The organism is Selenomonas sp. oral taxon 892 str. F0426 (assembly GCF_000468035.1).
Classification (GTDB): domain Bacteria; phylum Bacillota; class Negativicutes; order Selenomonadales; family Selenomonadaceae; genus Centipeda.
Map to the genome: position 1 here is coordinate 1 of NZ_KI260530.1, position 26,130 is coordinate 26,130.

Below are 26,130 nucleotides of genomic sequence, written 5' to 3' on the forward strand. Positions count from 1 at the left end.
GGTGTCGGTGTCGGCGTTGGCGTCGGTGTCGGTGTTGGCGTCGGTGTCGGTGTCGGTGTTGGCGTCGGTGTCGGCGTCGGTGTCACACCGCCGTCGATGGCGCTGCCGTCGACCTTGACAACGAGCTCCTTCTTATCGCTCGTGACGCCCATCTTTGCCGTGCGATGGCCTGAGACGCCCTCGTAGACGGTCATCGTCGTCGCGCCATCGGTATCAATCTGCGCATTCTCCGTGCGCAGGAGGCGCAGGCGATTTGCCGTAGAGCTTCCCGGCAGATATGCCTCGAGCGTTGTGTCCTTCAGGTTCGTATTCGTCGTGGAGGTCACACGCAGCATCGTATCGCTTTCGGTCATGCCCGCCGGCACATAGAACGTGAGCCTCTGGAAATCCGCGATGCTCTGCGCCGTAATGCCCTTCGTCCCGCGCACGATGAGCGCGTTGCCTGTGATGATGCGCTCTGCCGCCTGTGCCGTGCCGCCGTAAAGCTGTGCCCGGCTGAGATCGGGCGTACCCGAGATCTCGACGATGTTGCCGCGTGCAATCGCCGTCGTGTTCGCCGTCCCGTTGGTCAGCGCACGTCCGCCGTAGATCGCGCTCTCATAGCGCCCGCCGCCAATGTAGATCACATTGCTCTCGGCGGCGGCGACTGCCGTATTGCTGCCCGCGTCGGCATTTGCATCGCCGCCGCAGACAGCCCCCTCGAAGTGGCCCGCCGTCAGCGTCAGGATATTTCCGTCTGCGGTTACGGTAGACTTGGCTGTTGTGCGTGCTTCTGCCGTGCCGCCGCTGACCTCTTCCCATACTGCGCTTGCGGGGCTGAGCGTTATGCGGTTCGCATTTGCCGTCGCAAGGATTTCATCCACACCGTTCAGGACGGTTGCAGAGCCGCCGATGACGCTGCGCCCGTCCGAATAGGCACCTCCCGTGATGGTGACGGCATTCTCATTTGCCGTCGCAGTTGCGCGTGCGCCCGATGGGAGCGCATAGGCCGTTCCGCCCCTGTAGCCGCCATTGGTGCTCGATGAATTTCTGAGGGTGACGGTGTTTTTGTCCGCGTGCGCCTCCGCTGCGCCGCGCCTCGTCTCGGCTCTGGCAAATCCGCCCCCTGCGGAGAATCCATCTTTGAGCGTGCCGCTTTCAATCGTGATATCATTGTTTGTGACGGTTGTCTTCGCTGCGCCGCTGTTTGCTGCGATGGATCCAAAGCCGCCACCGAACACATAGGAGTATGTGCCGCCCGTGCCGCTCACGTCGTTATTATCGACGGTCACGTTCAGACTTGTGGCATCTGATGCAGTGAGGCTGACCGAGGCGGCGGTGGCATGCGTGATCGCACCGCCCTGATTTATAACCTTGTTCCCTTTTGCCTCGGCGGTAAAATTGCTGCCCGCCTGCGCGGCTCTTTGCTCGATGAAGGCTCCGTAGAGATCGCCGTCCTGTACGCCCTGCGCATTGATGTTGACCGTATTCGCGTTTGCATGGTAGTCGGCAGAGCCATCGCGCGCCTCATGAACGAGAATTCTCGCACCGTATACGTTGCTGCGCTCATCCGTGACCGTCACATTGTGATTGTCCTCCGTGATCGTCTCCGCGTATGCAGATACGCCCCCGAGCGCCAGTCCTGCCGCGATCAGTGCGCTGAGACCCCGCCTCGAATATCCCCTATGGATCTTCATAAAAATGACTCCTTTCACTAATTTCGCTCACCTATACACTAATCTGGAACAAATGAACGAAATCCCATCTCCTCTTTTGATAACACAATTCATAAGTCCTTGTAAATGGGGCAAATGAAAGTGTATATATGGGACGAATGCATGCATATTCTATAAAAATGGCTGTGATGTTAGAATGCGATGCCGTCACGCTTCTCTGCATGGAGAGAAAGCCCCTATTCTATACTGCGTTCATGCATATATTAAAGTTTTGTGCAAATAAATAGGACTATAGATACATACGATACTCTATAGTCCTATGTTTTATGTCATTAGATGTTGTTGAGGAACGATGGGGGTTGTGTAAAAGTACGAGCAGATGCACTCACGGCAGGGTCTCTGCTGCATCGTAAAGCGGAGCAATGACAAGCATGCCCGTCTTATCGATAAAGCCCCACTTCTCACCCTTTTTGACCGGGGCAAGCCCTGCGGCAAAGTCTCCGATCTCGGTGATCGTGGTCGGCACGCGGAAGGGACTCTGTCCCGTCTGGTCGATGAAGAAGGGGCGGCCGTCCTGCCGAACGGCGGCAAGTCCCTCGTGGAAGTCGGCTGCGTCCTCATATACGGCAGCGATGACAATTTCACCATTGTGGCCAACGTATCCCCATTTGTCTCCGTGCCGCACCGCCGCCATCCCCTCGGAGAAGCGGCGGATCGCACTGAAATTAGGCGGCACGATATAGGCACCCGTACGGCTGATCATCCCCCACTTCCCCCTCATACGGACAGGCGCCATACCGTCCTCGAATGCGGCGATATAGTCGTGCTTCGTCGAGATCACCTCGGCACCTGTGCGGTCAATGTAGCCGCGTTTGAGCTTCTCATCGAACATCTCGATGTCCCTGCCGAATGTCGGCAGACGCTTGACAATGACAAGCCCCTTGAGGAGCATGCCGCCGATATTCGCGGTGCGGGTCTCTCGATACACCTCAGCAAGGCCGTTTTCGAACGGGCCAACCTCCTCATAGCGCGTCTTGAACAGTTTTTTTCCGCTTCGATCGATGATGCTCCAACCCTTTTTCTCCTTCACCATCGCCAGACCATCGCTGAATCCGTGAATTGCCGTGCTGCGAAACTGAGGCTTGATGACAAAAGCACCGCTCCGATCGATAAAGCCCCACTTCCCCCGATGCAGAACAGGAGCAAGTCCCTCTTGAAAACGCTGCGCACTCTCGTACCTAGCAGGAATAATCTCGGTGCCGTTCGTGCCAATGAAGCCGTATTTTCGCTTTCCCTGCGCGACAAGAGCACACCCCTCGGCAAAGGGTTCTGCATATACGTAGGAGGTGTTCGTCAGAAGGCTGCCGTCCCTGCGGTAAAAGACGAACTTCCCATTGCTCTGCTGAACGCACGAAAATCCCTCATGAAACGGGCTGACGGCACGCTGCTCGACCGGCACAAGGATATGACCCGCACCGTCGCAGGCACCCCAACGTTCCCGACGATCCTGCACGATGATGGTATCGGCCGCAAAAGGCTCGATCGCACGGCAGGAGACAGGCACAATGATGCTGCCGTCTGTGCGCAGAACGCCCCAGTTCTTTCCCTGGCGAACGGTCAGGAGTCCATCTGCATAGGGTGCGATCTCATCGAACTCCGCCGGAATGATGAGTGCGCCATAGGGATTGACAGCGCCCCACTTTTTCCCCTCGCGGACAAGGGCAAACGGTTTTGCGACCTCTGTCTGGACGGGGATAGAGCCACTGACTGCTGCCTCTGCGGCGGGCAGAGCACTGCTCTCTCCCGTATTTCCCAACAGCAGGAAGGAGGCGGACAATGCGGCGGCAGCAGCTGTGCGCAGCGCATTTTTTTTACGTGTGCTCATTCGGGCAACATCTCCTTTGATGATCTGCATGGCAGAATGCTGGAACTCTATTCGGCATGGATATTCGCGGGAAAATTCCCCCTCAGCAATTCCCGCGGTGCACATGGCGCAGATGGCGGCGGGCGATTTCCGTGAGCCGGTCGATGTCCGTGATCGGCGTCGGCGGTGTGCTCAGGCGGTGACGCGGGAAATAGCGGCTGATGTGAAGAGGAATCTCAGGTGAGAGGGAGGCGAGCCAGCGCGCCGCGGCATCCATGTCGGCCGTGCTGTCGTTCCTGTCGGGGATGATGAGGGTCGTCACCTCGACGTGTACGCCGTGCGTGACGGCATGCGCAATCGTCTCCCTGACCGTCCCGAGATCGCCGCCGACCCAGCGGTAGAAATCCTCATGCCAGCCCTTGAGGTCAATATTCATCGCGTCGACGTGCGGCAGGAGACGCGCGCGCGGTTCGGCGCAGATCGTGCCGTTCGTGACGAGCACGACCGCAAGATTCGCCTCATGCAGGAGGGGCGCTGCGTCCATGATGTACTCGAAGCTGAGCAGCGGCTCGTTGTAGGTGAATGCAACGCCGATGTTGCCGGGTGCGCGGCGGCTGAGTTCCTCCGCGAGCGCGGCAAGGCGCGCAGGTGAGATGTCCTCCGTCGCGGCCGATGCGTCTGCCGCTGCGATGGAGGCATTCTGACAGAACGGACAGGCAAGATTGCAGCCGAAACTGCCGACGGAGAGGATGAAGCTGCCGGGGTGAAAGTGGTACAGCGGCTTCTTCTCGATCGGATCGAGCGCGAGCGAGGTGAATCGGCCGTAGTTCAGCGGGCGGATCGTGCCCGCGCGGTTCTCGCGCGTACGACAGAATCCTGTCTCGCCCGGGCGCAGACGGCAGGCATGGGGGCAGAGACCGCAGACGACACGGTCCTCTCCGCCACGCCGGGCGGAGGCTGTGTGCGCGGAATCCCCCCTATATGCGGCTGCGGCGCTCATCTCAGCTGTGCCGCTCGACGGTGAAGCGCCAGATACGGATGGGCACATCGGCGGGGATTCCCCCCTTTTGACGTGCGATGCGCAGCTGATCCTCCACCGTATCAACACCCGGGAGATCAGGCAGCAGGAGTCCCTTGCGCGCGCGGTACTCGACGATGACACCATACTTTTTCACATCGAGATCATCCGCACCTGTGACGAGTTCCGGCTCCGTCAGCACATCGACAGAGTAGACGAGATCGTCCAGCTCCTTCTCCGTGACGGGCGGAAAGCGCGGGTCGCGCAGCGCCGCAGAGACGGCATTTTGCAAAATCTCCTCCGCAATATTCTTTGTGGTCGGCTCAAATGTGCCGATGCAGCCGCGCAGCTCACCGTCCTTTTTGAGCGAGACAAAGACGCCCGCGCGTTCCCCCATCTCGGACGGCAGTCCTGCAGGACGCTCCGCCGAATCCCCCGTACGGACAATCGTCTCAATCGCATGGCGTGCGAGACGTACATAGTCATCCTCGGCGGCACGCCGCTCCTCCTGCGCTCGACGCTCGAGCATCTCGTAGCGCTCGGCAAATGAGCGCCGCGTATCCTCGCGCGTCACCTTCAGTGAGACGACGCCGTAGCCGACGCCGAACGGTCCCTGATAGGACAGCTTCTTGATCTTCAGCGCCTGTCCGTCGAGTGCTCCCGCCATCATCCAAAACGTACGAAGGCCGCACTCCGCCGCCGGCTCATAGAGCGTGCGGTCCATGCGCAGCAGCTTCAGAAAGTCGCCCTCCTCGAGGTAATTCATGCATGCCTTGTCAAACCGCGGCCCCTCCGCTGCGAATCCATACGGCCCCTCAGGCGTGAGCTTGTGCGAGAGATCGCCGCTCGCGATAAAGACGGCACGCCGCCCGAGCGTTGCTGCTGCACGCGCGATGCATTTGCCGAAATTGTAGTGTGCGAGCGGAGAGAGCCCCGATATGCCGAGGCGTACGAGGCGGAAATCCTGCGTATGCGCGTGCAGGAAATGCAGCGGGATCATGACACCGTGATCAAGCGCGGCGTTGCGTCCGCCGACGGGGCCCGCCTCGATGCCTTCGGCTCCTGCCTCCATCTCGATCTCCTTGGCGAGCACCGCGTCATAGTGCACCTCGACCGTGACCTCCGGCGCGCCGAACTGCGCAAAGCTGCCCGACGCCTCCTCCCCCGGTGCGATGTGGAAATAGTCGGCATACATGACCGTGTGCGGACTCGCGACGATCACCGTATCGGGCTGCAGCTCTGCCGCCTCCTTCATCGCACGCTCGTACGCGTTCACGGTGAGCTGTATCTTCTTCTCCTCCCCCTTTCCGACCGCGGGCACGATCAGCGGCGGATGGGGCAGGACATAGGCAGCAATGATGGACATGATGCTCCTCCTCTCGATATATCTCTATTATGTATTCGCTGTACGGCGCGAAGCTCCTGCAAAAATGGATTGATTCTGCAGCGACCAATAGAAATGAGGCGGATGCGCAAAGCATCCGCCCCATTTCTGTGGTACAGCAGAGTTCTGGGTGCATGAGAAGCTACGCTGCACCCCAGAGGACAGCAATCACGAGTGCAGGCAGGAAGTTCGCGACGCGGATGTACGGCAGGCCGAAGAGGTTCGTGCCAACGGCAAAGATAAGGATGCTGCCGACGTAGCTGAGATTCTGGAGCGCGGCAGGCGTCATGACCGGTGCAATGAGACCTGCGCCGAGAAAGACTGCACCCTCGAAGATGCCGACGGAGAGGGCGGAGAAGATGCAGCCCCGCCCGAGTGCGGCCGTGAGCAGCATGACGACGATGCCGTCGAGGACGCTCTTGGCAAAGAGAATCGACGGGTCATCCAAAAGGCTGTCGTTCACCGCGCCGATGACGGACATCGCGCCGACGCAGATCGTCAGGGAGGCGGTGACGAACCCGTCGATGAAATGCGCATCGCCACCGCTGCCCGAGACTCGTTTCAGCCACGCGCCGAACGCAGTCATGCGGTCCTCGATGTTGAGCAGCTCACCGATGACCGCGCCGCCGATGAGGCTCGCGAGCATCATGTTCACCCCGATGAGGGCGAGACGTCCGTCTGCTCCGATCTGGAACATCTCACGCAATGCTCCGCCGAGACCGAGGAACAGCACCGCGAGCGCGCAGGCGCGCATGATGGTACTCTGAAACCGCTCCGTGATGAGGCGGCCGCATCCCAGCCCCAGGATGCCGCCCAGCGCGACAACAGCAACATTTGCAAGAACTCCGATCCCCGGCATACGCCCACATCCTTTCATTCGTTGAGGGCTTATTGTACTTCATTTTTCTTGAATTGTAAAATAGAAGCGCGTTCAATTCATGTATACATGGACTTTTCATACTTTATCATGGTAAAATATTCGCATATTTTCATTTTGGAGGTATGTGCAATGGAATCCTTTCTCCCCATGCTGAACGCGATCGACTCATTTCTTTGGGGTGTTCCGCTCATCACCCTGCTCGTTGGGACGGGCATTCTGCTGACCCTGCGGCTCGCGCTGATCCAGGTCGTGCATCTGCCGCGGGCACTCGGCCTGATCCTCGGGGCGAAGAATCAGGGCGACGGCGACATCTCAAGCTTTAAGGCGCTCTGCGTCGCGCTCGCCGCGACGATCGGCACGGGCAACATCGTCGGCGTTGCGACAGCGGTTAAGGTCGGCGGTCCCGGGGCAATCTTCTGGATGTGGATGGCGGCGTTCTTCGGCATGGCGACAAAGTATGCAGAGGGTCTGCTCGCGGTGAAATACCGCACCACGGATGAGCACGGCGAGATCGCAGGCGGTCCAATGTACTACATCCGCCTCGGTATGGGAGAGAAATATCGTCCTCTCGCCGCCTTCTTTGCAGCGGCAGCAGTGCTCGTTGCATACTTCGGCATCGGCACATTCCCGCAGGTCAACGCAATTGTTGATTCAGTGGAGCTCTCCTTCGGCGTGCCGCGTATTGTGACGGACCTCGCACTCACCGCGCTGATTGCGGCAATCACGATCGGCGGGCTCAAGAGCATTGCTGAGGTTGCTGCGCGCATCATCCCCTTTATGGCGGTGCTCTACATCGTCATCTGTGCGGGGATCATTCTCATGCACCTCGGCGAGATCCCGGCGGCCGTCGCGCTCATTCTGGACAGCGCGTTCACGGGCACGGCAGCGGCGGGCGGATTTGCCGGCTCGACCGTCATGATGGCGATGCAGAACGGAATTGCGCGCGGCGTGTTCTCGAATGAGTCCGGTCTCGGCTCTGCGCCGATCGCAGCGGCCGCGGCCAAGACGAAGGAGCCCGCCGAGCAGGGCCTCATCTCCATGACGGGTACGTTCATCGACACCATCATCATCTGCTCCATGACGGGCCTCGTCCTTGTGCTGACGGGTGCTTGGCACGGTGATGCGGCAGGCGCGGCTATGACGGGCGCGGCGTTCTCAAGCCTCTACGGCAGCATCGGCGGCATGCTCCTCACCGTCTCGCTTTCGCTGTTTGCGTTCACCACCATCCTCGGCTGGAACTACTACGGTGAACGCGCCGTGCTCTATCTCGCAGGCATGCGTGCGATCCTGCCGTACCGACTCGTCTTCATCGCGCTCATCGCGTGCGGCGCATTCCTAAAGCTCGAGGCGATCTGGGTGCTCGCTGATATCGTCAACGGCCTCATGGCCATCCCGAACCTCATCGCGCTCATCGCACTCTCAGGCATTGTCGTCCGTGAGACACGACAATATCTTGATAAGATGCAGAAATAATTCCATACAGCAAAAGACCTCCACAATCCATTCTGTGGAGGTCTTTTTAATGAGAGAATTTTAGAAGCTGCGGCGGAATACCTCAGGGTACCTCTCCCGCGTCACCGTCAGCTCAAAACTGCCGGAGGAATAGGGGCCTATCTCATATGGGCTGTAGAATACGACGAGATCCCCGCGCGCATCAAGCATCCAACTGATATACTCCTGCCAGTTTGGCGCGATATGATAGTCATCCAATGCCTTGTCAATGTCATGCTCAAATAGTTCCTGCTCACGATTCGGATACTGCCTGCGGAAGACATCCGCAAGCGCGAGAAGTAGGATATCACGACCACTGACGATATCATCGATGGAGATCTCCTCTCCTGTCTCCGGGTTCAGATTCACCGTAATTATCCCATGCAGCGGGTGCGCGCCGCCGCTGTAGCTCTCATTGCGGAGGGCATAGCTGACGATCTGGTCGTCAATCTGTCCCCAGCGATCCACCACACTATATTCGTAATAGGCGGTGGAGGGATTCAGTTCACGTGCCATTTTGCCCGTCTCATCAGCCCACTCCTCCAGTGCCTGCTTCTCAGCCGCACTGCGGAGGAACAGCTCACGCGCGAGGGCGGGATAGTCATCTCCTACAACCGTAATCTCAGGATAGCTGAACCATGCAAGGACACGTCCATGATCACGCACAGCACGACGATGATCCTCCACCCTCAGCCATGGGAAGAGCTGTGGAGCCTCACTCTCTGTATATCCATCCTTCACGGCACATGCCTCAGCGATCGTCATCTCATTCTCCGCTGCCTCTGCTGGAGGCATTCCACCGATGAGAAGAGCTGCTGCAAGAGTCGCGCATAGATACTTATTCATCCGTCATCGCTCCTTTCAAATTCCCATAAAATCCAGAAAAGACTTCTCACTGTGAGAAGCCTTTATTTCATCAATGGTGCGATTGGCGCGAGTCGAACGCGCGACCCTCTGCTTAGGAGGCAGATGCTCTATCCATCTGAGCTACAACCGCATGGCATAAAGTGTATCAAATTTATCCGGGATATGCAAGTCCCACATCCCATGCAAAAAGGGACTGCATCGTGCAGTCCCCGCAGTCTGCAGAGAGCTTTAGGAGAGCTTCTCCGTATCCACCGTCTGGATGGCAATGTCCTTGATGGAGACGGGATACGCCTCACCTGCGACAATCGCCTTCTTATCGATGACGTTTTGCAGACAGGTCGTGACCTCCGCCTTCGTCAGCCCGTCCTTCGGGTCTGCGAGACTCATCGTCATCTCCTTGCCGCTCGACATCGTCATCGTCATACGCAGCTGTTTCTTCGTCGACATCGTTCCTACCTCCTTTCCTTTGATTCATTATTGCCTCAGTCGTCGAGGACGGCCGTGTCCGTACGCAGCACCTGGCTCAGACCATGCTTCTGGAGACCCGCAAGTCCCCGGCCGATCGTGAGCGCATCTGCATCCGTCAGTGTGGATGCAACACCGCCGATTGTACGGTTCTTGTAGAGGGTCTTGCCGTCGGCACCGACCCCCGTCGTGACCTTGAGCGTGAGTTTGCTCGTCGCATCTTTGCGTGCCATCGGGATCAACTCCTTTCTCTTAAAGTATCCGTGTAAGCCTTACATGGGGATACTTGCTGCAAACTAGAAAAGGAGGAGTCAATGCAAAAATTTCTTTACAAACGAACATATTTTCTATATAATAAAAATTAGAAAGGAACAGGTGATTTCTATTTTTATCTCGTGTCTGTACGTCTCGCCAACGGCAGATAGGAGGATTGTGAAAGGAGATCATAAATGAACTGGACGAAGAGAGATATGCTTATGCAGCGTCTGCCGGCAGCGGCGGATATTCTCGCAATCGTACCCATGAATGGCGCAGATGGCGGACGCACAACCGTCATCCATACTGCAGAGGGAGACAGACTGACGCTCAGCGCAGCGACCGAGTATGTCCTCTCCTGCCTCGCGGGAAGGGAGGACAAAGAGCTGCGCCTCATCCGCCGCAATGCCGCACGGCAGCTTGCCCGACGGCGCAACATCATTCTCCCCATTCTGCATGGATGTGTACTCGCACCGATCATGGTCGATCCGAAACGGCGCAGCGGCAGACTCGGCTACATCAACATCGCACGCAGACCGCTCATCGGACACGGTAAAGACGGAACGGATGTCGCACTGCACAGCGGCACCGTCATCCACTGCCTCTGGCAGCCAACTACCGTAAAGAAACTCGTTCAGGAGGCAAAAGCCGTCCACTACAAGCTGCTCCTCGATGTCAGGCGTCAGCTCGAACATGCGGCAGAGTTTGGCTGACAATGGATGCATGCCTGCTGTGCACGAGAAAGTGATGATATACTTGCATTTTCCTCCCATTCATTGTATGATACGGATACAGAACAACGGAGGATACAATATGCAGATCTCGAGCCGCTTTACCATCGCTATCCACATTCTCATCTGTGTCGATCTCTTTGGGAGAGATGAGCCTGCAACCAGCGAGTCGCTCGCGGGCAGCATCGGCGCACACCCTGTCGTCATCCGCCGCATTCTCGGACAGCTGCGGCGTGCGGGGCTCATCACTGTTGCACGCGGACGCGAAGGCGGTGCACACATCGCACGCCCGCTTGAGGAGATCACGATCGCTGACATCTTTCATGCCGTCGAGAGCATCGGAGACGACAGACTCTTTAGCTTCCACGAGAATCCAAATCCCTCCTGCCCCGTCGGCCGCAACATACATAACATACTCGACGGTCACCTCGCCTCTATCCAGCAGGCGATGGAGCGCACAATGGAGTCAACCACCCTCGCCGATGTCATTGCCGAGGCGCGTGAACAGATGGGAGAGGAAGATTAACCCCAGACAGGAATGTGGAAGACATACCCAAAACGAGAAGGAGACTTCGATATGAAATGGGTATCCCACATCGCTCTCACAGGCATGATCGCCCACGCCGTCACTGCTGATCCGCTCGCTGCAGCGGCAGCAGCGGTCGGGGCTGTCATCCCGGACAAGATCGAGGGCACACCTGAACGCATTGGATGGAGTGCATGGAGAAGCCGTCATCGCGGCTGGTCACACTGGCCAATGCTCTACCTCGCGCTGATCGGCGGACTCATGCGGGCAGAGAAATACTTCTTCTACGATGAGGCATTCTTCCACATTCTCATATGGCTCTTCATCGGTGCCATCCTCCACATCGCAGAGGATGCTGTCTGCGGTAAGGTGCCTGGCATACTCCCCACGCAGAAGATCGGTGTTCGCCTCTTTACTGTTGGCTCATTTCGTGAATATATATTTGTGCTTGTATGTATTGTTTTCATATACGTGGGACAATATCTTCTCCGCACATAAAAAAGCTGCCATTCGGCAGCCTTTTTTTTGCGTATATTTACATCAAATATCGAGGTTCCGTACGAGGCGCGCATTCTCCTCGATGAACTGGCGGCGCGGTTCGACCTTATCGCCCATGAGGATGGTGAAGAGTTCATCCGCCGCCTCGGCGTCCTCTGCCCCGACGCGCAGCATGGTGCGCCCCTCGGGGTTCATGGTCGTCTCCCAGAGCTGCTCGGGGTTCATCTCGCCGAGACCCTTGTAGCGCTGGATGGTCACGCCGTCGCGCCCGATCTCGTCCAGCTTCTTCGCCTGCTCCTCGTCGGAGTAAGTGTAGAAATGCTTCTTGTCCTTGCGGATCTGATAGAGCGGCGGCTGCGCGATATAGACATGCCCGTGATCGACGAGCGGCTTCATGTAGCGGTAGAAGAATGTGAGAAGCAGCGTGCGGATGTGCGCGCCGTCGACGTCCGCATCCGTCATGATGATGATCTTGCTGTAGCGGCGCTTCGCGAGGTCAAACTCCTCACCGATGCCCGTGCCGAACGCCGTGATCATCGTGCGGATCTCCGCGTTGGCAAAGATCTTGTCGAGACGCGCCTTCTCCACGTTGAGGATCTTGCCGCGCAGGGGCAGGATCGCCTGGAAGCGGCGGTCGCGTCCCTGCTTCGCCGAGCCGCCTGCAGAATCGCCCTCGACGATGTAGATCTCGCACTGGTCGGGATCCTTCACGGAGCAGTCCGCGAGCTTGCCCGGCAGACTCGAGACCTCGAGCGCGTTCTTGCGCCGCGTCAGCTCACGCGCCTTGCGTGCCGCCTCGCGCGCGCGCGATGCCATGAGCGATTTTTCCAAGACCTTTTTCGTGACAGCGGGGTTCTCCTCGAAGTACTCCGTCAGCCCCTCGGTGACGATGGAGTCGACGATGCCGCGCACCTCGGAGTTGCCGAGCTTCGTCTTGGTCTGCCCCTCGAACTGCGGCTCGCGTACCTTGAGGCTGATGACGGCGGTCAGTCCCTCGCGCACGTCCTCGCCCGAGAGATTGCCGTCCTTGTCCTTGAGCACGTTCAGCCGGCGTGCAAAATCGTTCGCCGCACGCGTGAGGGCGATCTTAAAGCCCGCAAGGTGCGTGCCGCCCTCCTCGGTGTTGATGTTGTTGACGAAACTGTAGATATTTTCCTGATAGCTGTCGTTGTACTGCATCGCAATCTCGACAACGGTATCGTCCTTGACGCCGTTGAAGTAGATCGGCTCCTCGTTGATCGTCTCCTTCTTCCGGTTGAGATGGGAGACGAACGAGCGGATGCCGCCGTCGAAGTGGAAGGTCTCGCGCCGCTCTGCCTCGCCGCGTTCGTCCACAAGCGTGATGGTAATGCCGTGGTTGAGGAAGGCAAGCTCGCGCAGACGATGCTTCAGCGTCTCAAAGCTGTAGGTCGTGACCGTGAAGATCTCAGGATCGGGGACGAAGTGGACGCGCGTGCCCGTCGTCTCACTCGTTCCGATCTCGTGCAGCTTTTCCTGTGTCACGCCGCGCGCAAAGGAGATCTCGTGAATCGTCCCGTCGCGACGTACCTGCACATCCATGGAGGAGGAGAGTGCATTGACGACGGAGACGCCGACACCGTGGAGGCCGCCCGAGACCTTGTAGCCGTCGCCGCCGAACTTGCCGCCCGCATGGAGGACGGTGAGCACGACCTCGACAGCAGGCATGCCGCTCTCGTGCATATCGACGGGGATGCCGCGCCCGTTGTCGGTGACGGTGATGCTGTTGTCCTGATGAATGACAACCTCGACATTATCGCAGTAGCCCGCAAGCGCCTCATCGATAGAGTTGTCGACGACCTCATAGACAAGGTGATGCAGTCCGCGCTCCGATGTCGAGCCGATGTACATACCAGGACGCTTGCGAACAGCCTCAAGCCCCTCGAGCACCTGAATCTGTCCCGCACCGTAGTCGGCATCGACGGCGGTCACCTCATCGCCCATCTCCTCAGCGGAGATCGCAATGCCGGAGAGGTCGGGCAGATCTGCCATCTCGGCGGCTTCCTTCGCCTCCTCCTCCGTCAGCGGACGAATCTCCGCCTGCTCTTCGTTTGCATTCAGGTCGATATTCTTTGCCATTATATCCTCCTTGGGGTCTGTTGAACTGGTTATTTAGGGAATTTCGGAGATTTTACACGAATGATCTCATAGTTATTTGCTTTCAACCTTGTATTTCTCGCAGATGGAGCGGGTTTTATCACGGATTTCGTCGATGGTGAGGATCATGACAGTCGCCCCTTTCTATATGGACTTCACTTGATCAGCGATTGCTTATGATTTCTTTCTTGCCTTGCGCTGCTTCATTTCTTCCCAGAATTCGCGCGTGGTGATGAGTTCGTTGCGCAGTTCCCAAAAGGTGCTCTGAATCTTCTTCGGCGTTACCTCCTCAGGCGGAAGTCCGCGGTGGAGCATGGTGAGCATACGCGCATTCTCACTGTCCTGTGCCGTGTATTCGGTCTCTCCCGCTATCTGACGTACGAGGTCGGCACGCTCACTGCCGAGCATGAGCGCATCACAGGAGGGGACACGCCGCACAACATCGGCGAGCTTGACCCACGGCTCCGTGCGCAGGATCGCGCGTACCTCACTCCGCACACGGCGCTCATCCGCACGGCGGCAGTCGTAACAGATCCCCGAAACGAGTCTGCCGCATGAGGGGCAGGGCGTGAACCCGCGCTGCTCCTTGAGACGGCGTGCCTTGCGCGAAATCTGATAGGCACGCTGAACGTGCTTTGTCAGCTTCTCGTCTGTAACCACATCTGCAAGAGACGAACCGTATGCAATTTCTTCGTCCGTCAATCCCGTCTGAACGACAGCGCGTGCATAGGCGGCAGGAGTCTCTGCGTCCTGTCCGTCCTCATCTGCAGCAGATATGGGACGAGCAGAGCGCGCAAAGACGATTTCCTTCACGAGCCGCCCGCCCGCGTAGTTGTTGACGCGTTGAATGATCTCAGGGGTACTCATGCGCATCTCGTTCTTCCATGTGGCATCAGGCGCATAGAGGAAGAGTTTGCCGTCTTTGACAGCGACAGCGCGAACGCGGCGTGCGACCATCTCGCCCATGATATCCGCCCAGTGGGAGAGTGTCGTATGCGCGATGTAGCCGCGCTCGAATGCAGGGCCGAGGCGGTGGACGGCGGCGCGCACATCATCGCCTGCGCTCGCTGTGCCGAGTGTTGTTCGCATTGCCGTCCCTCCTTGTCAACGATCCCCATATAATGGAATTACTGAGCCAATAAAAGCGCCCCCTCCCCCACTGTGGCAGGGGAGGCTTCTCCTACATCGCCCTGATCTTCCCCGCCTCCACATACCGATATGTTCCCATACGTTCCTCGGGGAAATACGCCGCGTCGGTCGCGGTGATAAAGGTCTGGATCTTCTCACTGCGGATAAAAGAGAGGAGCGCACTGCGGCGCTCCGCATCCAGTTCGCTCATGACATCATCGAGCAGGAGAATGGGTGCCTCCCCAACATTCTCACGCAGATAGAAGAGCTCGGCGAGCTTCAATGCGAGCGCCCCTGTGCGCTGCTGTCCCTGCGAGCCATAGCTGCGGAGGCTCATGCCGCCGACAGAGAGGACGAGATCGTCCAGATGGGGGCCGATGCCCGTCGCTGCACGCGCAATATCACGCGCCCGACCCTCGATGAACATCTTATTATACCATAGTTCAAGGCGTTCTGTCATGCCCTCTTTCGCATCGGTGAGTCCCTCCGCTGCGTGCGCGATCTCGTATGAGATGGTCAGCTCCTCGCCGGCGGCGAGCACCGCCTGCACGCGTGCGGAGAGCGCTCCGAGCTGCTCCGTCGCTGCGATCCGCCGCGTGACGATGTACGCGGCACTCCGCGCGAGCTGCACATCCCACGGCAGGAGATCATCAGGCGATGCCAGACGATCGCGGATGTCCTTCAGTACGGCATTTCTCTGCCGCAGGATGTGCGTATAGCGCAGGAGTTCCCCATAGTAGGCGGGACTCGCCTGCGAGAGTTCGGCGTCCAGATAACGGCGTCTGAGTGCCGGTGCCCCCTTGACGAGGAAGAGATCCTCGGGAGAGAAGAGCACCATCGGCAGGATGCCGACCAGGTCACGCTGACGGAGATTCTCCCCGCCGCGCTCAATACGCCGTCTGGCGCCGCGTGCAAAGGTGAAGCGCAGTTCTCCCGGCACATCGTGACGCAGGAAGTTGAGTCCGATGTACGCGCCCGCCGCGCCCATGCGAATAAGCTCCGCATCGCTTGATGTGCGATGGGAGCGTCCAAACGCGGCGTAGTAGAGCGCCTCGATGATATTCGTCTTGCCCTGTGCATTCGCCCCGAGAAAGATCTGCACGCCGCTGTCAAAGTCGAGATGCATCTCCTCATAATTTCGATACGAACGCAGTACAAGTGATGTTATCTGCATAATTATGTACGTACAACACGGTAGCATTCACTGCCATCAATGGTAATAACATCACCATGGACGAGCTTGCGCCTCCGCGCCGTTTCGATCTCTCCATTGCGGAGAATTGCTCCTGCAGCGATCATTTCCTTCACAATGCCGCCGCTCGGTACGGTGCCGGCAAGCTTCAAAAACTGATCGAGCTGGATATATTCAGTGTGTATCTCTACCTCTGTCAATGTGTCCTCACAGGCGTTACAACGTAAATATATTTAGGATCTGCTTCTTCGTGAATGGTCATGGGTGACAAATTCATCCCCTGTTCGTTCGCTCCCTGAAGAGAGAGAATACAGGTATCACTGTCGAGCGATTTCATGGCATCCATGAGATAGGAAGCGTTAAATGCGATCGTAACATCATCACCGGTGACCTCTGCCGGAATTGTCTCCTCGGTCTCGCCGATCTCAGGGCTGTTCGATGAGATACGCATAAGCCCCTTTTCGAATGCGAGCTTCACGATGTTGTACTGATCGGTGCGTGCGATGAGAGAAGCACGCTCGACGGCAGACGCAAATACGTGCGCATCGAGGGTAACGCGCGTCTTGATATTCTCATCACGCGGAATAACACGGCGATAGTCCGGGAATGCGCCCTCGATGAGGCGTGAGGTCATGTAGATGCTCCCAGAGGACATGCTGACTTGATTGTAGGAACATGTCACATTGATGTCACTGGGAACCTCCCCCGTAATCGTTCGGGTAACTTCCTCGAGAAAGCGTGCGGGGATGATGACGCGAATCTGTCCGGCATCGGCATCAAGTGTCTCACTCTTGACTGCGAGGCGATGGACATTCGTCGCAGCAAAGGTGACCTCCTGTCCCTCGACCTCAAGCTGACATCCTGTAAAGATTGGGCGGCGGTCACGCTGCTCCTCGCGCAGACAGGCAAAGGTAGATTTTTTGACCAGACGTGCGAGTGTCCGGTCTTTGATTGTAAAGTGCAGTGTTCCGTCCATACGCTGCAGCACAGGGAAGTCACTGACCTCCATCGTACGAAGTGTAAATCGTGCTGTGCCGGACTTGATGACGGCGAGTCCATCGGAGCTTTCCGTGTCAATGGAGATCTCCTCGGCAGGCAGCTTGCGCGTGAATTCGGTGAGATATTTACCAGGGAGAACGGCTGTGCCGACAGTATGAATTTCAGCGGGGATGGTAACGATGAATCCGAGCTCGTAGTTCGTGGACTGGAGTTCGAGCAGTCCCTCTTTGGCGGTCATGTAGACACCGGAGAGAATGGGGGTCTGCGGTTTTGTGGAGAGTCCCTTGCTCACGATTTGCAGGGCAGAGATGAGATCGCTTCGCCCGAGTGTGATGTTCATGGTCGTTCCTTTCCGGGGAGCGTTTGCTTTTCGGTACTCCCTGTTTTCTATGATTGCGTGATATAAAAAAATATAGTAGAAGTAGTAGTAGGGGCTGTGGATTTGTTGAAAAGTGGATAAAATCCAGAAGAAACAAGGGTGCGACTGTGGATAAGATGAGCGGACTTGTTCTGATGTTATCCACAGTTTACACAGATAAAGAGTGGATGAGTTATTATCCACAAAACATCCACATGAAATGAGATGGGAAATGAACAGAAATATCCACAGGAGTCAGGGAACCCTTGTGAGATTCCCTAGATCCCCTTGATCTGAATGCTCAGTGACTGGATGAGTGCCTTTGTTGCTGGGTCGCTGGCGGAGAGATTTTGGATCTTTTTGTGGGCGTGAATGACGGTTGAGTGGTCACGGCTGAAGAACCCGCCGATCGTCGGCCAGGATACCTCCGTCAGCTCATGGCAGAGATACATGGCGATCTGACGCGGATAGGCGATGTCGTTGCTGCGTTTTGTGGAGCGGATATCCTCGCTTGTCACCTTGAAATGTGTGCAGACGATGCGCTCGATCATCTCCATTGTGATACGCCGTCCCTTCTCGCCGCGCAGATAGTTGCCGAGCGCTGCAATGCAGGTCGTCTCGTCGATCGGCATGCGCATCGTCGAGGCGTATTTGATGAGGCGTGTGAGCGCGCCCTCGAGCTCGCGGATATTGCTGTCCACGCGGCTTGCGATGTAGGTGATGACATCCTCGGGGATGTCTACCTCCTCACTCTGCGCCTTCTTTTGGAGGATCGCGACGCGCGTCTCAAACTCCGGCGGCTGGATATCGACGACCGCGCCGCCGGCAAAGCGCGAGATCAGACGATCCTCCAGATCCTTGACATCCTGTGGTTGGCGGTCAGAGGTAAGGATGATTTGTTTGCCGCTGTCGCGCAGTTTGTTGAACGTCTGGAAGAATTCCGTCTGTGTCTGCTCCTGCTTTGCAAAGAATTGGATATCGTCGATCAGCAGCACGTCGATGCTGTAGTATTTTTCACGGAACGCGTCCATGCTCTTCTCGCGGATGGAGCGGATGAATTCGTTCGTAAAATCCGTACTCGCAATGTAGAGGACGCGCTTTTCGGGGTGGTTCGCGAGGATCTTGTGCCCCGCTGCATGCATCAGATGTGTCTTGCCGAGCCCCACGCCGCCGTAGATAAAGAGCGGATTGTGCGAGGGGAGACCCGGTGCATCTGCGACCGCCTTTGTCATCGAATACGAGAACTGGTTTGAGCGTCCCATGACGAATGCGTCGAATGTGTACTTTGGATTGAGTGTCGTTCCGTCGTCCGGTGCTGCCGCATGTGTATCACTCGCGGAGGTAAGCGGGAGACTGCCTTGCGCAGGATAGCCTGCGTACTCCTCTGCTGCCTTCGTTTCACCGGGAGATTCCTTTGCCGTCATTTCCTCCGCCGCAGGGATTTCTGCAGGCGGCTCATTTTTCTTGTGCTGCGCTTTTTTCTGCGCGACGAGAGCGGGATCGATAACGACACGGAACGTATATCCGGAGCCGAGCGCCTGCTGAACGACATCGCCGAAGAGCGCGCCCAGGCGCGATTCGATATACTGTTTTTGAAAGTTCTCTTCTACAGCTAGGATAAGCTCATTTTGAGAGAGAGAGACGGGCACGGTCGGCAAAATCCATTTTCGGACGGCGTCTTCGTGGATGATTCCATCCGTTTTCTCAAGTACCTTCTGCCATTGTACGTCGATGGAGGGTAACATTTCTTCGGGCATATATCTGCGTCCCTTCAAAAAATTTTTTCGTCTGCACATTCTCTTTATCCACAAGGTTATTCACAGTTGTGGATAAATTCGTCGATAAAATAGGGGCGATAAAATGAGCAGAGAGGAAATTATACACGTTTTTTTTCACAGGTTTTCCACAATACAACGAGAATATTTTAGCAAAAAAAAAGCGACTTATCAACAGGGCCTTTTGCCTCATCTATGGAAAAAAAGCTGTAAATGAGCGGCCTACGCCTTGACAGTGCTAGTTTTTTTCGTCTATAATGACGGCTAGTAATCTTACGAATCGCTGTAGATGCCCGATACCGCATTGCAGCACGAGCGAAGGAGGTGACGAGAGGTGAAGAGAACATTCCAGCCCAACAATCATTGGAGAAAGAAGACGCATGGTTTCCGTGAGCGCATGAAGACGAAAGGCGGTCGCCTCGTACTGAAGAGAAGGCGTCAGCGCGGACGAAAGAAGCTGTCGGCGTAATAGCTGCAGCCTGACAGAGGTCACCGCGGGTGACCTCTTTTTTAACGATGAACGAAAAGAAATACACATTACCGCGTACAAAGATGATCAAACGCCGCAGCGACTTTCAGCACGTTTACCAAAAGGGAACCGTGGTTGCGGGACGGCGGATGGTTCTCTATGTCCTGCGTGAGCAAAGAGTCGCCGGCAAGGTTGGCTTTGCCGCCGGAAAAAAATTAGGCTGCGCCGCCGTGCGCAGCCGTACGAAGCGCCTCCTTCGAGAGGCATATCGTCATATGCAGCACGAGCTGCGCAGAGATGTGGGGATTCTCCTTATCGGCCGCGCAGGTCTTGCTGAACAGAGGATGCAGGATGCCGCACAGGAGCTTAGAGCGCTCGCCCGCCGCGCCAAAATATTTGCGGATGGGGGGGGGCGGCATCGCACCGAGGAGCAGTGATGAAGCGCGTGCTCCTTCTTCTGATACAGTTTTATCGCGCGGCAGTCTCGCCGCTCACACTGCCCACCTGCCGCTACTATCCCACCTGCTCCGCTTACGCAATGGAGGCAATCGAGCGCTATGGCGCACGGCGCGGCGGATGGATGGCACTCCGTCGGATTTTGCGCTGTCATCCGTTTCATCCCGGCGGCTACGACCCCGTTCCATAGGATCGCGCAGCGAGGCATTCGCGTTGGGCGCGTATCACGAACGAAAAACTCATAATCGAAAATTTATTTCATAGACACTTCCCGAATAGTAGGAGGAAAACGCGTTGATCGAATTTTTTAGTAACCTCTTCGAGCCCATCATCCATATCCTTCAGATGATTCTCGGCGCATTCTATACCGTTACGAGTGCTGCAGGCCTCGTCAGCTATGGATTTCCCATCATTCTTCTCACCATCCTCATCAAGGTCGTGACCTATCCGCTCACCGTCAAGCAGATCAAATCCATGAAGGCGATGCAGGAAATTCAGCCGAAGATGAAAAAGATTCAGGACAAGTATAAGAATAATCCGCAGATGCTTCAGCAAAAGACGGCCGAACTCTTCCGCGAGGCGGGCGTCAACCCGCTGGCCGGCTGTCTTCCGCTTCTCGTACAGATGCCCATTCTCATGGGGATGTATTATGCCCTCTTCAACTTTACCTTTCCGAGCCCGGAGGCAGCATCGTTCTACTGGCTGCCCAACATGTCAGAGCCGGATCCATACTACATCCTGCCCGTTCTGTCCGCACTGACGACCTTCCTCCAGCAGAAGATGACCTCCACGGAGATGAATCCGCAGATGAAGATCATGATGACCATCATGCCGCTCTTCATCGGCTGGATCAGCCTTACCTTCCCCTCGGGTCTCGTGCTCTACTGGGTGACAATGAACGTCGTGCAGATTATCCAGCAGTGGTGGATGTACCGCAATGAGGGCGCAGCGGCAAAGGAGGCGATCTGATATGGCAGAGATCATAGAGACAAGCGGAAAAACAGTCGAGGATGCGCTCTCTGTCGCACTCGACAAGCTCGGCTGCGGGAGAGCCGAGATCACCTATGAGGTTCTTCAGGAACCGTCCGGCGGTTTCCTAGGACTCTGGGGCAAACGCGAAGCGCGCATCCGTGTAACGACGCGCCCCGTCATACCCTCGCAGCGAACAGAGATAGCAACGCCGGCACAGCCGACCGTCATTGCTTCGACGCCAGCGCCTGCATCATCCGGCGTGAATGCGGGCGAGCAGTCTCGTGCAGACGATGGCTTCGGCGTCCGTCCAAAGCGATTTCACACGGATCTGCGCTCCTCCGCACGAAAGAATCCTGCGCAGAGCGGGCCGCAGCGCAGCGAGGAACGTCGTGGGCCGCGCGAAAGCGGCCGCGGGAGCTATGGCGAGGGACGGCGCGGACGCTATTCGTCGTCGGAGCGCATAGATGAGCGCCGCGACCGACGGGAGCATACCGATGGCGGCTATGATGGAGGCAGCCGCCGCGAGCGTGCGGATAGTCAGCTTATTCCGCTCACGGACGAGATGATCAGCGCCGCAGAACGCTTTCTCGGTGAGATCTTTACCGCAATGAACCTCAATGTTACCCTGCATCGGATGGACGGCGAGGCAGGCATGGTATTCAACATGCAGGGGGAGAACCTCGGCATTCTCATCGGCAAACACGGCGCAACCCTCGATGCCCTGCAGTATCTCACCAATCTTGTCGTCAACAAGATCCCTGAGACGGGCTATGCACGCATCATCCTCGATGTCGAGGACTATCGTGCGCGCCGTGAGGAGACGCTCACACGCCTCGCGGGACATCTCGCGGACAAGGCGTGCCGCATCGGGGAGGAGATCCACCTCGAGCCCATGAGCCGTCACGAGCGCAAGATCATCCACATGGCGCTGCAGGACAATCGCCGCGTCACGACATACAGCGCGGGAGACAATCCGCGCCGCTACGTCGTCATTGTTCCAAAGCGCCGACGCAGTACGCGCGGCTATGACGAGACGAGCTACGACCGATATGATCGGTAGGCGTCGTAAATAAAAAGGGGGCTGCTCTCTGAGCGCCCTTTCGGCTCGCTGTGCTCGCCGCCTCCTCCGCTTCGGCGGGGGAAGCTGATGCGGCGTGCTTTCAAAGCCTCCCCTGTGCCGCACGGGGGAGGGGGACCGCGCAAGCGGTGGAAGAGGCACTCGCAGCGACTTTATACAAAGAAAGGGACTTTTCTCCGAAGTTTTTCAGCTTCGAAGAAAAGTCCCTTTTTGTGCGTATTCAGCCCTTCCCAAAGCCGAAGAGGGATTTCAGTTTGCTCCCGATGCCCGAGTCTGCAGGTAGTTTTTCATCCATATCCGGGACATCATCGTAGAGATCGGAGTCCATCACCTTGCGCGGCGGTGCATCGTTGCGGCTTTCGCTGTCGTCATCGCCGAGATCGAAGCCCGCGCCATAGTTTGGAGAGAATCCCGTGATGATCGGAATACCGCAGTTTGGACAGGCATTCGCCGAGGAGGGGACAAATTTACTGCATTTTGGACAGAACATAGTGACCTCGCTTTCTGTGTATCTATTGATTGCCTGTGCGTGCTCCATTCGGAGCGGCTTTAGAGCAATGCTCCATCGGATATGTCTCTATCATCATTCCGCAGAAGATGTGCAAGGCCGATCAGTGAAAGCACGGTACAGAGCATCCAGAGGGCGATGAAGAACGTGTCCCCCGTTGTGCCGATGGTCATAAACTCCTCGATGATCGCCGCGCCCATCTCATCCTCCTCGATCATATCAAGGCTGCCGAGGAAACGCGCTGTCTGTATCGTGCAGAGGAAATTCGGCAGGAGTGCGGCAAAGACGAGCAGGGACTCATAGGAACTGCGGCCGAGACTTTTCAGACGGCGGACAACGAGCGGCAGGGCGGCAAGCGGATAAATCATACCGCCGATGAGGATCACGAAGAAGTCCATCCCGATCGGTGCTATCCCGATGGATTTGCCGATGGCGGCAATGGGGTAGAGAACGGATTGCCCCAGGATAGGCAGAATGATACCCGCAGCGGCGATGACAATGAGTGTGCGAAAGATGAAGCGTGCGCGGTCGATTAGTCCCTTCGTGGAGAAATATGCTGCGTAAACGGACGGGAGCGGTTCCTCCACGGGGGCTTCTCCATATCGATTTGCGGCAGGAGATCCCTTTTTAAAAAAGATCCATGCAGCGTAGACGGACAGGATGAGAAGGGTGAAGAAGCACAGGAAGAAATAGCCGAGGACAAAACTGCCGAGGGCGATGCCAAGCTGCTCTGGGTTGTCAAAAAAGATCATGTCCGATGTTCGGTTCATTCCCTCAAGAATCCCTATGAGCATAAAGAGTGAGAACATAGGGAGGCCGAGTGCCACGAGGCTCATCAGTACGAGCGGAAAGGCGAGCCATCCGCCGCGTCCGATGTCGTGCAGGCGGCGCACCGTTGCCGGGATGGCAGTGAGCGGCAGCAGGATGGCTGCACACGAGAGGATGAGGGAGATCCCCATGACGAAGAGAATCCAAAACGGCATTGTCGTCTCACGGAAGAACAGCGTTGCCATAAAGTAGATCAGCGGCAGGAGGACGGAGAGCGCAGCGAACGCTGCGAGTGAGCTGCCGCCGCAGAGCGCAGCAATCGTCAGCGCATAGTCGCGCCGCGTCAGCCTGCCTGTCATCGAAAACACTGTATCATTCATCGGCACGCCTCATCAGTCCTGCGGTTTTTTCGGCGGTGCGATGTCCGTCGGTGCATCCCCATAGGATGCGCGTGCATAGGGATTCTCGTACGTCTCCGACGCGGCAGGAACTGCGTCGGAGACGGCTCCAAGCGGATCGGGACCGTAGGAATTGTCGCCCGTTGTGCCCTCCTTGAAGAGGAGATAGAGGAGGAGCCCGAGACTGACGAGAGGGACGAAGCCGAGCAGCACGAAGAATCCCGAGAGATTGAGATCATGCAGGCGGCGGATCATGAGCATATAGGTTGATACCGTCAGAGGAATACTGAGCAGCGTAAAAAAGCCAAAGACACCCTCAGCAACGGACTCATTCGGCTCCATCAGGGGACCCCCCGATGCGAGAATTACGATGAGCATGAGGATGTAAAGGACGATGCCCATACCTGTGAGCGCGACGAGACGCTTGAGAAAGCGCTTGCGGTTCAGCCGCCCCTGCCACTGGAAGAAATTCTCCCTCATACCGCTGTCAATTTGGTGCATACCATACTCCTTACTATTATAACGTATCATAAAAACGCCCTCATTGTAGCACAATGAGGGCGCTTTGGCAAAAAATCAGGATTATAAAGAGGCAATCTCATATCTTTGTGTGCATGCTGCAGGGGGGCGAAAAGTCTATATTGTATGCCGCGGCGCGTGTATTCAGCCATTTTGAAATGGAAAGCGCGTCGTTTCCGCAAACGACGCGCTCTCCATAATCAAATATATGAGGTTGTGGGGGGCTGTGTTATGCTGCACCCTCCTCATTCTCGGCAGAGACGGTATTGCGTCCCTTCTCCTTCGAGAGGTAGAGTGCGCGGTCGGCACGGTCGATGAGCGCGCGGAGGCGATCCTTTTTGCCGTGCCAGGTCGATACGCCAAAGCTGAGCGTGACGCCGTCGAGGCGCTGCTCGAGGATGTGCCGGAGGTGTTCGCAGAACGCGACCATGGCATCGAGGTCGTAGTGCAGGGCGAGGAGGATGAACTCATCGCCGCCGTAGCGGATGAAGAGGTGGCGGCGGTCGATCTCCTCATGGATGGTGTCGGCGATTTGCCGTAGGATCGCATCGCCCGCGAGATGACCCTTTGTATCGTTGACGCTCTTGAAGTGATCGATATCGAAGATGGCAAAGGAGAATTTGAACCCACGCTCAGAGGAGAGCGCGGAGAATGCCGCAAAACCCTCGCCGAGCTGATGGCGGTTGTAGGCTCCTGTGAGATAGTCGCGCTGTGCCTCGTTCTGTGAGATTTTCAGCTCACGTACGAGATGCTCATTCTCCTGTGCGAGGGCGGCGTCGCGGACCATCTGTTCGCGGATGGTGTAAAAGATGAAGGGAATACTCGCGTAGATGGAGAAGACGGTTGTCGAGAGCATGGCAGAGAGGCGATGATACGCAAAGTGTACTGCGTCAATCCCGCCGAAGATGACCATCGCGGTCATGGCGAAGCACGCATAACGGCAGGCCGGATGATGTACCCAGTTCGAGCGTATGAGGGTGTAGATGAGCACGAAACTGCCAATGAGAAGCAGCGGGTAAAAGAGGAAGAGCAGGTTCATATAGCCGTTCAGACCTGCAATCTCCGTGATCGTCGCCGTAGCAAAGACGATGCCGAAGATCTTCATGATTGTGCGTGTATACTCGATGTAGCGTGGTGATACAATATCCTGCGTGATCCGCGTGCAGAACATGGGCATGATGTAGAGCATGATGAGGTGGATCTCCCACCAGACACCCGGTATGCCGTAGATACGCGGGAAGAACGAGGATGTACCCGTCGTCCACAGGAAGAAGCTCGCCAGGTATCCGATGATATAGAGCTGTATGCGGCGACGGTGCTCCTTTGCGCCGCGCCAGACGAGATCCATCGTCAGAAAGACGATGAGAGCGATCGTAACGGATAGGCTCGAGATATAGATGGCATCGGAGAGACTGAGGCTGCGCAGGAATGTCTCGGATGCCCCGAGCATAAAGTAGTCGATGCTGCCGAGCCAGTTCGGATAGCCCGAGTTCAGGAGAATCGTGAGGCGCTTGCCCGCAATGTTCTGATCGAGATGGATGTAGTGGAGTGCGCGTCCGCGTGCGCCCGTGAGATCATTCCAGTCGCCGTGCATATAGACGAGCTCGTCGTCAACATAGACATAGACGTTCTGATTGGTCGTCGCAAAGAGGACGTGATCGTTTGAGAAGCGCGCCGCAAACGGGATCTGCCATGAGAGATAGACCGTCGTCGTATTCCGGGGCATAGGCGGCGGAGCAGGATAGTCATAGGGCTGCCAGT

General features: G+C 57.0%; 26 protein-coding genes, 1 tRNA gene and 1 pseudogene. 9 read left to right on the top strand and 19 right to left on the bottom strand.

The window, feature by feature from the left end; translation table 11 throughout:
* The 5 genes and pseudogenes from HMPREF1992_RS11595 to HMPREF1992_RS02970 form a co-directional block, all read right to left on the bottom strand.
* Nucleotides 1-1,676 (bottom strand): annotated as a pseudogene (locus tag HMPREF1992_RS11595) (autotransporter domain-containing protein); the annotation flags it as partial.
* 364 nt (nucleotides 1,677-2,040) lie between these two features.
* The gene (locus HMPREF1992_RS02955) at nucleotides 2,041-3,540 is read right to left on the bottom strand and encodes a WG repeat-containing protein (RefSeq protein WP_037358310.1); all 1,500 of its coding nucleotides are present in this window, start codon (nucleotides 3,538-3,540) and stop codon (nucleotides 2,041-2,043) included.
* Nucleotides 3,541-3,622: 82 nt separating this feature from the next.
* Nucleotides 3,623-4,567 carry an AmmeMemoRadiSam system radical SAM enzyme gene (amrS, locus tag HMPREF1992_RS02960; protein WP_231366945.1) on the bottom strand — a complete coding sequence of 315 codons (945 nt, stop codon included), beginning with the start codon at nucleotides 4,565-4,567 and terminating at the stop codon, nucleotides 3,623-3,625.
* Nucleotides 4,521-5,903, bottom strand: coding sequence for an AmmeMemoRadiSam system protein A (gene amrA / locus HMPREF1992_RS02965; RefSeq protein WP_021684340.1), 1,383 nt, complete (start codon nucleotides 5,901-5,903; stop codon nucleotides 4,521-4,523). The genes amrS and amrA overlap by 47 nt, the downstream gene beginning before the upstream one ends.
* A 160-nt stretch (nucleotides 5,904-6,063) precedes the next feature.
* Complete coding sequence (locus tag HMPREF1992_RS02970; RefSeq protein ID WP_021684342.1) at nucleotides 6,064-6,780, bottom strand: DUF554 domain-containing protein; 717 nt, start codon at nucleotides 6,778-6,780, stop codon at nucleotides 6,064-6,066.
* Between the two features lie 150 nt (nucleotides 6,781-6,930).
* Between HMPREF1992_RS02970 and HMPREF1992_RS02975 the strand changes: the two genes are divergently transcribed.
* A complete protein-coding gene (locus HMPREF1992_RS02975; RefSeq protein ID WP_037358313.1) occupies nucleotides 6,931-8,274 on the top strand; it encodes a sodium:alanine symporter family protein in 1,344 nt (447 codons plus the stop codon).
* A 60-nt stretch (nucleotides 8,275-8,334) separates the two neighbouring features.
* Here the strand turns inward: HMPREF1992_RS02975 and HMPREF1992_RS02980 are convergent, their stop codons facing one another.
* From HMPREF1992_RS02980 to HMPREF1992_RS02995, 4 genes are all read right to left on the bottom strand, one after another.
* Nucleotides 8,335-9,138, bottom strand: a complete 804-nt coding sequence (locus tag HMPREF1992_RS02980) for a DUF3298 and DUF4163 domain-containing protein (RefSeq protein WP_021684344.1) — start codon at nucleotides 9,136-9,138, stop codon at nucleotides 8,335-8,337.
* Nucleotides 9,139-9,212: 74 nt separating this feature from the next.
* Nucleotides 9,213-9,289, bottom strand: a tRNA-Arg gene (locus tag HMPREF1992_RS02985).
* 98 nt (nucleotides 9,290-9,387) lie between these two features.
* Nucleotides 9,388-9,606 carry a DUF2922 domain-containing protein gene (locus HMPREF1992_RS02990; protein ID WP_021684345.1) on the bottom strand — a complete coding sequence of 73 codons (219 nt, stop codon included), beginning with the start codon at nucleotides 9,604-9,606 and terminating at the stop codon, nucleotides 9,388-9,390.
* A gap of 35 nt (nucleotides 9,607-9,641) precedes the next feature.
* The gene (locus tag HMPREF1992_RS02995) at nucleotides 9,642-9,857 is read right to left on the bottom strand and encodes a DUF1659 domain-containing protein (protein ID WP_021684346.1); all 216 of its coding nucleotides are present in this window, start codon (nucleotides 9,855-9,857) and stop codon (nucleotides 9,642-9,644) included.
* Nucleotides 9,858-10,073: 216 nt separating this feature from the next.
* Between HMPREF1992_RS02995 and HMPREF1992_RS03000 the strand changes: the two genes are divergently transcribed.
* From HMPREF1992_RS03000 to HMPREF1992_RS03010, 3 genes are all read left to right on the top strand, one after another.
* Nucleotides 10,074-10,592 (top strand): hypothetical protein, encoded by a 519-nt coding sequence (locus HMPREF1992_RS03000; protein WP_021684347.1) that lies wholly within the window; start codon nucleotides 10,074-10,076, stop codon nucleotides 10,590-10,592.
* A gap of 100 nt (nucleotides 10,593-10,692) precedes the next feature.
* A complete protein-coding gene (locus HMPREF1992_RS03005) occupies nucleotides 10,693-11,136 on the top strand; it encodes an Rrf2 family transcriptional regulator (RefSeq protein WP_196801383.1) in 444 nt (147 codons plus the stop codon).
* A 51-nt stretch (nucleotides 11,137-11,187) separates the two neighbouring features.
* A complete protein-coding gene (locus HMPREF1992_RS03010) occupies nucleotides 11,188-11,634 on the top strand; it encodes a metal-dependent hydrolase (RefSeq protein ID WP_037358319.1) in 447 nt (148 codons plus the stop codon).
* Nucleotides 11,635-11,676: 42 nt separating this feature from the next.
* Here the strand turns inward: HMPREF1992_RS03010 and gyrB are convergent, their stop codons facing one another.
* The 6 genes from gyrB to dnaA all read right to left on the bottom strand — a co-directional run bounded on the left by gyrB (nucleotide 11,677) and on the right by dnaA (nucleotide 19,183).
* Nucleotides 11,677-13,731, bottom strand: a complete 2,055-nt coding sequence (gene gyrB, locus HMPREF1992_RS03015; protein WP_021684350.1) for a DNA topoisomerase (ATP-hydrolyzing) subunit B — start codon at nucleotides 13,729-13,731, stop codon at nucleotides 11,677-11,679.
* 192 nt (nucleotides 13,732-13,923) lie between these two features.
* Nucleotides 13,924-14,838: a DUF721 domain-containing protein gene (locus tag HMPREF1992_RS03020; RefSeq protein WP_021684351.1), complete on the bottom strand. Its 915-nt coding sequence runs from the start codon at nucleotides 14,836-14,838 to the stop codon at nucleotides 13,924-13,926.
* Between the two features lie 91 nt (nucleotides 14,839-14,929).
* On the bottom strand, nucleotides 14,930-16,051 hold the full coding sequence (recF, locus tag HMPREF1992_RS03025) for a DNA replication/repair protein RecF (RefSeq protein ID WP_021684352.1): 1,122 nt from the start codon (nucleotides 16,049-16,051) through the stop codon (nucleotides 14,930-14,932).
* Nucleotides 16,052-16,053: 2 nt separating this feature from the next.
* Nucleotides 16,054-16,269, bottom strand: coding sequence for an RNA-binding S4 domain-containing protein (locus HMPREF1992_RS03030; RefSeq protein ID WP_021684353.1), 216 nt, complete (start codon nucleotides 16,267-16,269; stop codon nucleotides 16,054-16,056).
* A complete protein-coding gene (gene dnaN / locus HMPREF1992_RS03035) occupies nucleotides 16,266-17,408 on the bottom strand; it encodes a DNA polymerase III subunit beta (protein WP_021684354.1) in 1,143 nt (380 codons plus the stop codon). Before dnaN ends, HMPREF1992_RS03030 begins: the two co-directional genes overlap by 4 nt.
* 296 nt (nucleotides 17,409-17,704) lie before the next feature.
* Nucleotides 17,705-19,183, bottom strand: a complete 1,479-nt coding sequence (dnaA, locus tag HMPREF1992_RS03040; RefSeq protein ID WP_021684356.1) for a chromosomal replication initiator protein DnaA — start codon at nucleotides 19,181-19,183, stop codon at nucleotides 17,705-17,707.
* 352 nt (nucleotides 19,184-19,535) lie between these two features.
* Here dnaA and rpmH point away from each other — a divergent pair, with 352 nt between their 5' ends.
* The 5 genes from rpmH to jag all read left to right on the top strand — a co-directional run bounded on the left by rpmH (nucleotide 19,536) and on the right by jag (nucleotide 22,158).
* Nucleotides 19,536-19,670, top strand: a complete 135-nt coding sequence (gene rpmH, locus HMPREF1992_RS03045) for a 50S ribosomal protein L34 (RefSeq protein ID WP_006305399.1) — start codon at nucleotides 19,536-19,538, stop codon at nucleotides 19,668-19,670.
* A 47-nt stretch (nucleotides 19,671-19,717) separates the two neighbouring features.
* A complete protein-coding gene (rnpA, locus tag HMPREF1992_RS03050; protein WP_021684357.1) occupies nucleotides 19,718-20,107 on the top strand; it encodes a ribonuclease P protein component in 390 nt (129 codons plus the stop codon).
* A complete protein-coding gene (gene yidD, locus HMPREF1992_RS03055) occupies nucleotides 20,107-20,316 on the top strand; it encodes a membrane protein insertion efficiency factor YidD (RefSeq protein ID WP_021684358.1) in 210 nt (69 codons plus the stop codon). The genes rnpA and yidD overlap by 1 nt, the downstream gene beginning before the upstream one ends.
* Nucleotides 20,317-20,420: 104 nt before the next feature.
* Nucleotides 20,421-21,095, top strand: coding sequence for a YidC/Oxa1 family membrane protein insertase (locus HMPREF1992_RS03060; RefSeq protein ID WP_021684359.1), 675 nt, complete (start codon nucleotides 20,421-20,423; stop codon nucleotides 21,093-21,095).
* Nucleotide 21,096: 1 nt separating this feature from the next.
* Complete coding sequence (gene jag / locus HMPREF1992_RS03065; RefSeq protein ID WP_021684360.1) at nucleotides 21,097-22,158, top strand: RNA-binding cell elongation regulator Jag/EloR; 1,062 nt, start codon at nucleotides 21,097-21,099, stop codon at nucleotides 22,156-22,158.
* 238 nt (nucleotides 22,159-22,396) lie between these two features.
* Here the strand turns inward: jag and HMPREF1992_RS03070 are convergent, their stop codons facing one another.
* From HMPREF1992_RS03070 to HMPREF1992_RS03085, 4 genes are all read right to left on the bottom strand, one after another.
* Nucleotides 22,397-22,666 carry a zinc ribbon domain-containing protein gene (locus HMPREF1992_RS03070; RefSeq protein ID WP_037358377.1) on the bottom strand — a complete coding sequence of 90 codons (270 nt, stop codon included), beginning with the start codon at nucleotides 22,664-22,666 and terminating at the stop codon, nucleotides 22,397-22,399.
* A 59-nt stretch (nucleotides 22,667-22,725) separates the two neighbouring features.
* Complete coding sequence (locus HMPREF1992_RS03075; RefSeq protein WP_021684362.1) at nucleotides 22,726-23,832, bottom strand: DUF805 domain-containing protein; 1,107 nt, start codon at nucleotides 23,830-23,832, stop codon at nucleotides 22,726-22,728.
* 12 nt (nucleotides 23,833-23,844) lie between these two features.
* On the bottom strand, nucleotides 23,845-24,381 hold the full coding sequence (locus HMPREF1992_RS03080; RefSeq protein ID WP_021684363.1) for a DUF805 domain-containing protein: 537 nt from the start codon (nucleotides 24,379-24,381) through the stop codon (nucleotides 23,845-23,847).
* Between the two features lie 217 nt (nucleotides 24,382-24,598).
* Nucleotides 24,599-26,130, bottom strand: a 1,532-nt coding sequence (locus HMPREF1992_RS03085) for a diguanylate cyclase (protein WP_037358333.1), incomplete at its 5' end; no start/stop codon positions are given.

What these genes read in the sequence shown, in the direction of transcription:
- HMPREF1992_RS02955 (WP_037358310.1), bottom strand. Translation starts at nt 3,540, where the DNA reads ATGAGCACACGTAAAAAAAATGCGCTGCGCACAGCTGCTGCCGCCGCA.
- amrS (WP_231366945.1), bottom strand. Translation starts at nt 4,567, where the DNA reads ATGTGCCCATCCGTATCTGGCGCTTCACCGTCGAGCGGCACAGCTGAG.
- amrA (WP_021684340.1), bottom strand. Translation starts at nt 5,903, where the DNA reads ATGTCCATCATTGCTGCCTATGTCCTGCCCCATCCGCCGCTGATCGTG.
- HMPREF1992_RS02970 (WP_021684342.1), bottom strand. Translation starts at nt 6,780, where the DNA reads ATGCCGGGGATCGGAGTTCTTGCAAATGTTGCTGTTGTCGCGCTGGGC.
- HMPREF1992_RS02975 (WP_037358313.1), top strand. Translation starts at nt 6,931, where the DNA reads ATGGAATCCTTTCTCCCCATGCTGAACGCGATCGACTCATTTCTTTGG.
- HMPREF1992_RS02980 (WP_021684344.1), bottom strand. Translation starts at nt 9,138, where the DNA reads ATGAATAAGTATCTATGCGCGACTCTTGCAGCAGCTCTTCTCATCGGT.
- HMPREF1992_RS02990 (WP_021684345.1), bottom strand. Translation starts at nt 9,606, where the DNA reads ATGTCGACGAAGAAACAGCTGCGTATGACGATGACGATGTCGAGCGGC.
- HMPREF1992_RS02995 (WP_021684346.1), bottom strand. Translation starts at nt 9,857, where the DNA reads ATGGCACGCAAAGATGCGACGAGCAAACTCACGCTCAAGGTCACGACG.
- HMPREF1992_RS03000 (WP_021684347.1), top strand. Translation starts at nt 10,074, where the DNA reads ATGAACTGGACGAAGAGAGATATGCTTATGCAGCGTCTGCCGGCAGCG.
- HMPREF1992_RS03005 (WP_196801383.1), top strand. Translation starts at nt 10,693, where the DNA reads ATGCAGATCTCGAGCCGCTTTACCATCGCTATCCACATTCTCATCTGT.
- HMPREF1992_RS03010 (WP_037358319.1), top strand. Translation starts at nt 11,188, where the DNA reads ATGAAATGGGTATCCCACATCGCTCTCACAGGCATGATCGCCCACGCC.
- gyrB (WP_021684350.1), bottom strand. Translation starts at nt 13,731, where the DNA reads ATGGCAAAGAATATCGACCTGAATGCAAACGAAGAGCAGGCGGAGATT.
- HMPREF1992_RS03020 (WP_021684351.1), bottom strand. Translation starts at nt 14,838, where the DNA reads ATGCGAACAACACTCGGCACAGCGAGCGCAGGCGATGATGTGCGCGCC.
- recF (WP_021684352.1), bottom strand. Translation starts at nt 16,051, where the DNA reads ATGCAGATAACATCACTTGTACTGCGTTCGTATCGAAATTATGAGGAG.
- dnaN (WP_021684354.1), bottom strand. Translation starts at nt 17,408, where the DNA reads ATGAACATCACACTCGGGCGAAGCGATCTCATCTCTGCCCTGCAAATC.
- dnaA (WP_021684356.1), bottom strand. Translation starts at nt 19,183, where the DNA reads ATGCCCGAAGAAATGTTACCCTCCATCGACGTACAATGGCAGAAGGTA.
- rnpA (WP_021684357.1), top strand. Translation starts at nt 19,718, where the DNA reads ATGAACGAAAAGAAATACACATTACCGCGTACAAAGATGATCAAACGC.
- yidD (WP_021684358.1), top strand. Translation starts at nt 20,107, where the DNA reads ATGAAGCGCGTGCTCCTTCTTCTGATACAGTTTTATCGCGCGGCAGTC.
- jag (WP_021684360.1), top strand. Translation starts at nt 21,097, where the DNA reads ATGGCAGAGATCATAGAGACAAGCGGAAAAACAGTCGAGGATGCGCTC.
- HMPREF1992_RS03070 (WP_037358377.1), bottom strand. Translation starts at nt 22,666, where the DNA reads ATGTTCTGTCCAAAATGCAGTAAATTTGTCCCCTCCTCGGCGAATGCC.
- HMPREF1992_RS03075 (WP_021684362.1), bottom strand. Translation starts at nt 23,832, where the DNA reads ATGAATGATACAGTGTTTTCGATGACAGGCAGGCTGACGCGGCGCGAC.
- HMPREF1992_RS03080 (WP_021684363.1), bottom strand. Translation starts at nt 24,381, where the DNA reads ATGATACGTTATAATAGTAAGGAGTATGGTATGCACCAAATTGACAGC.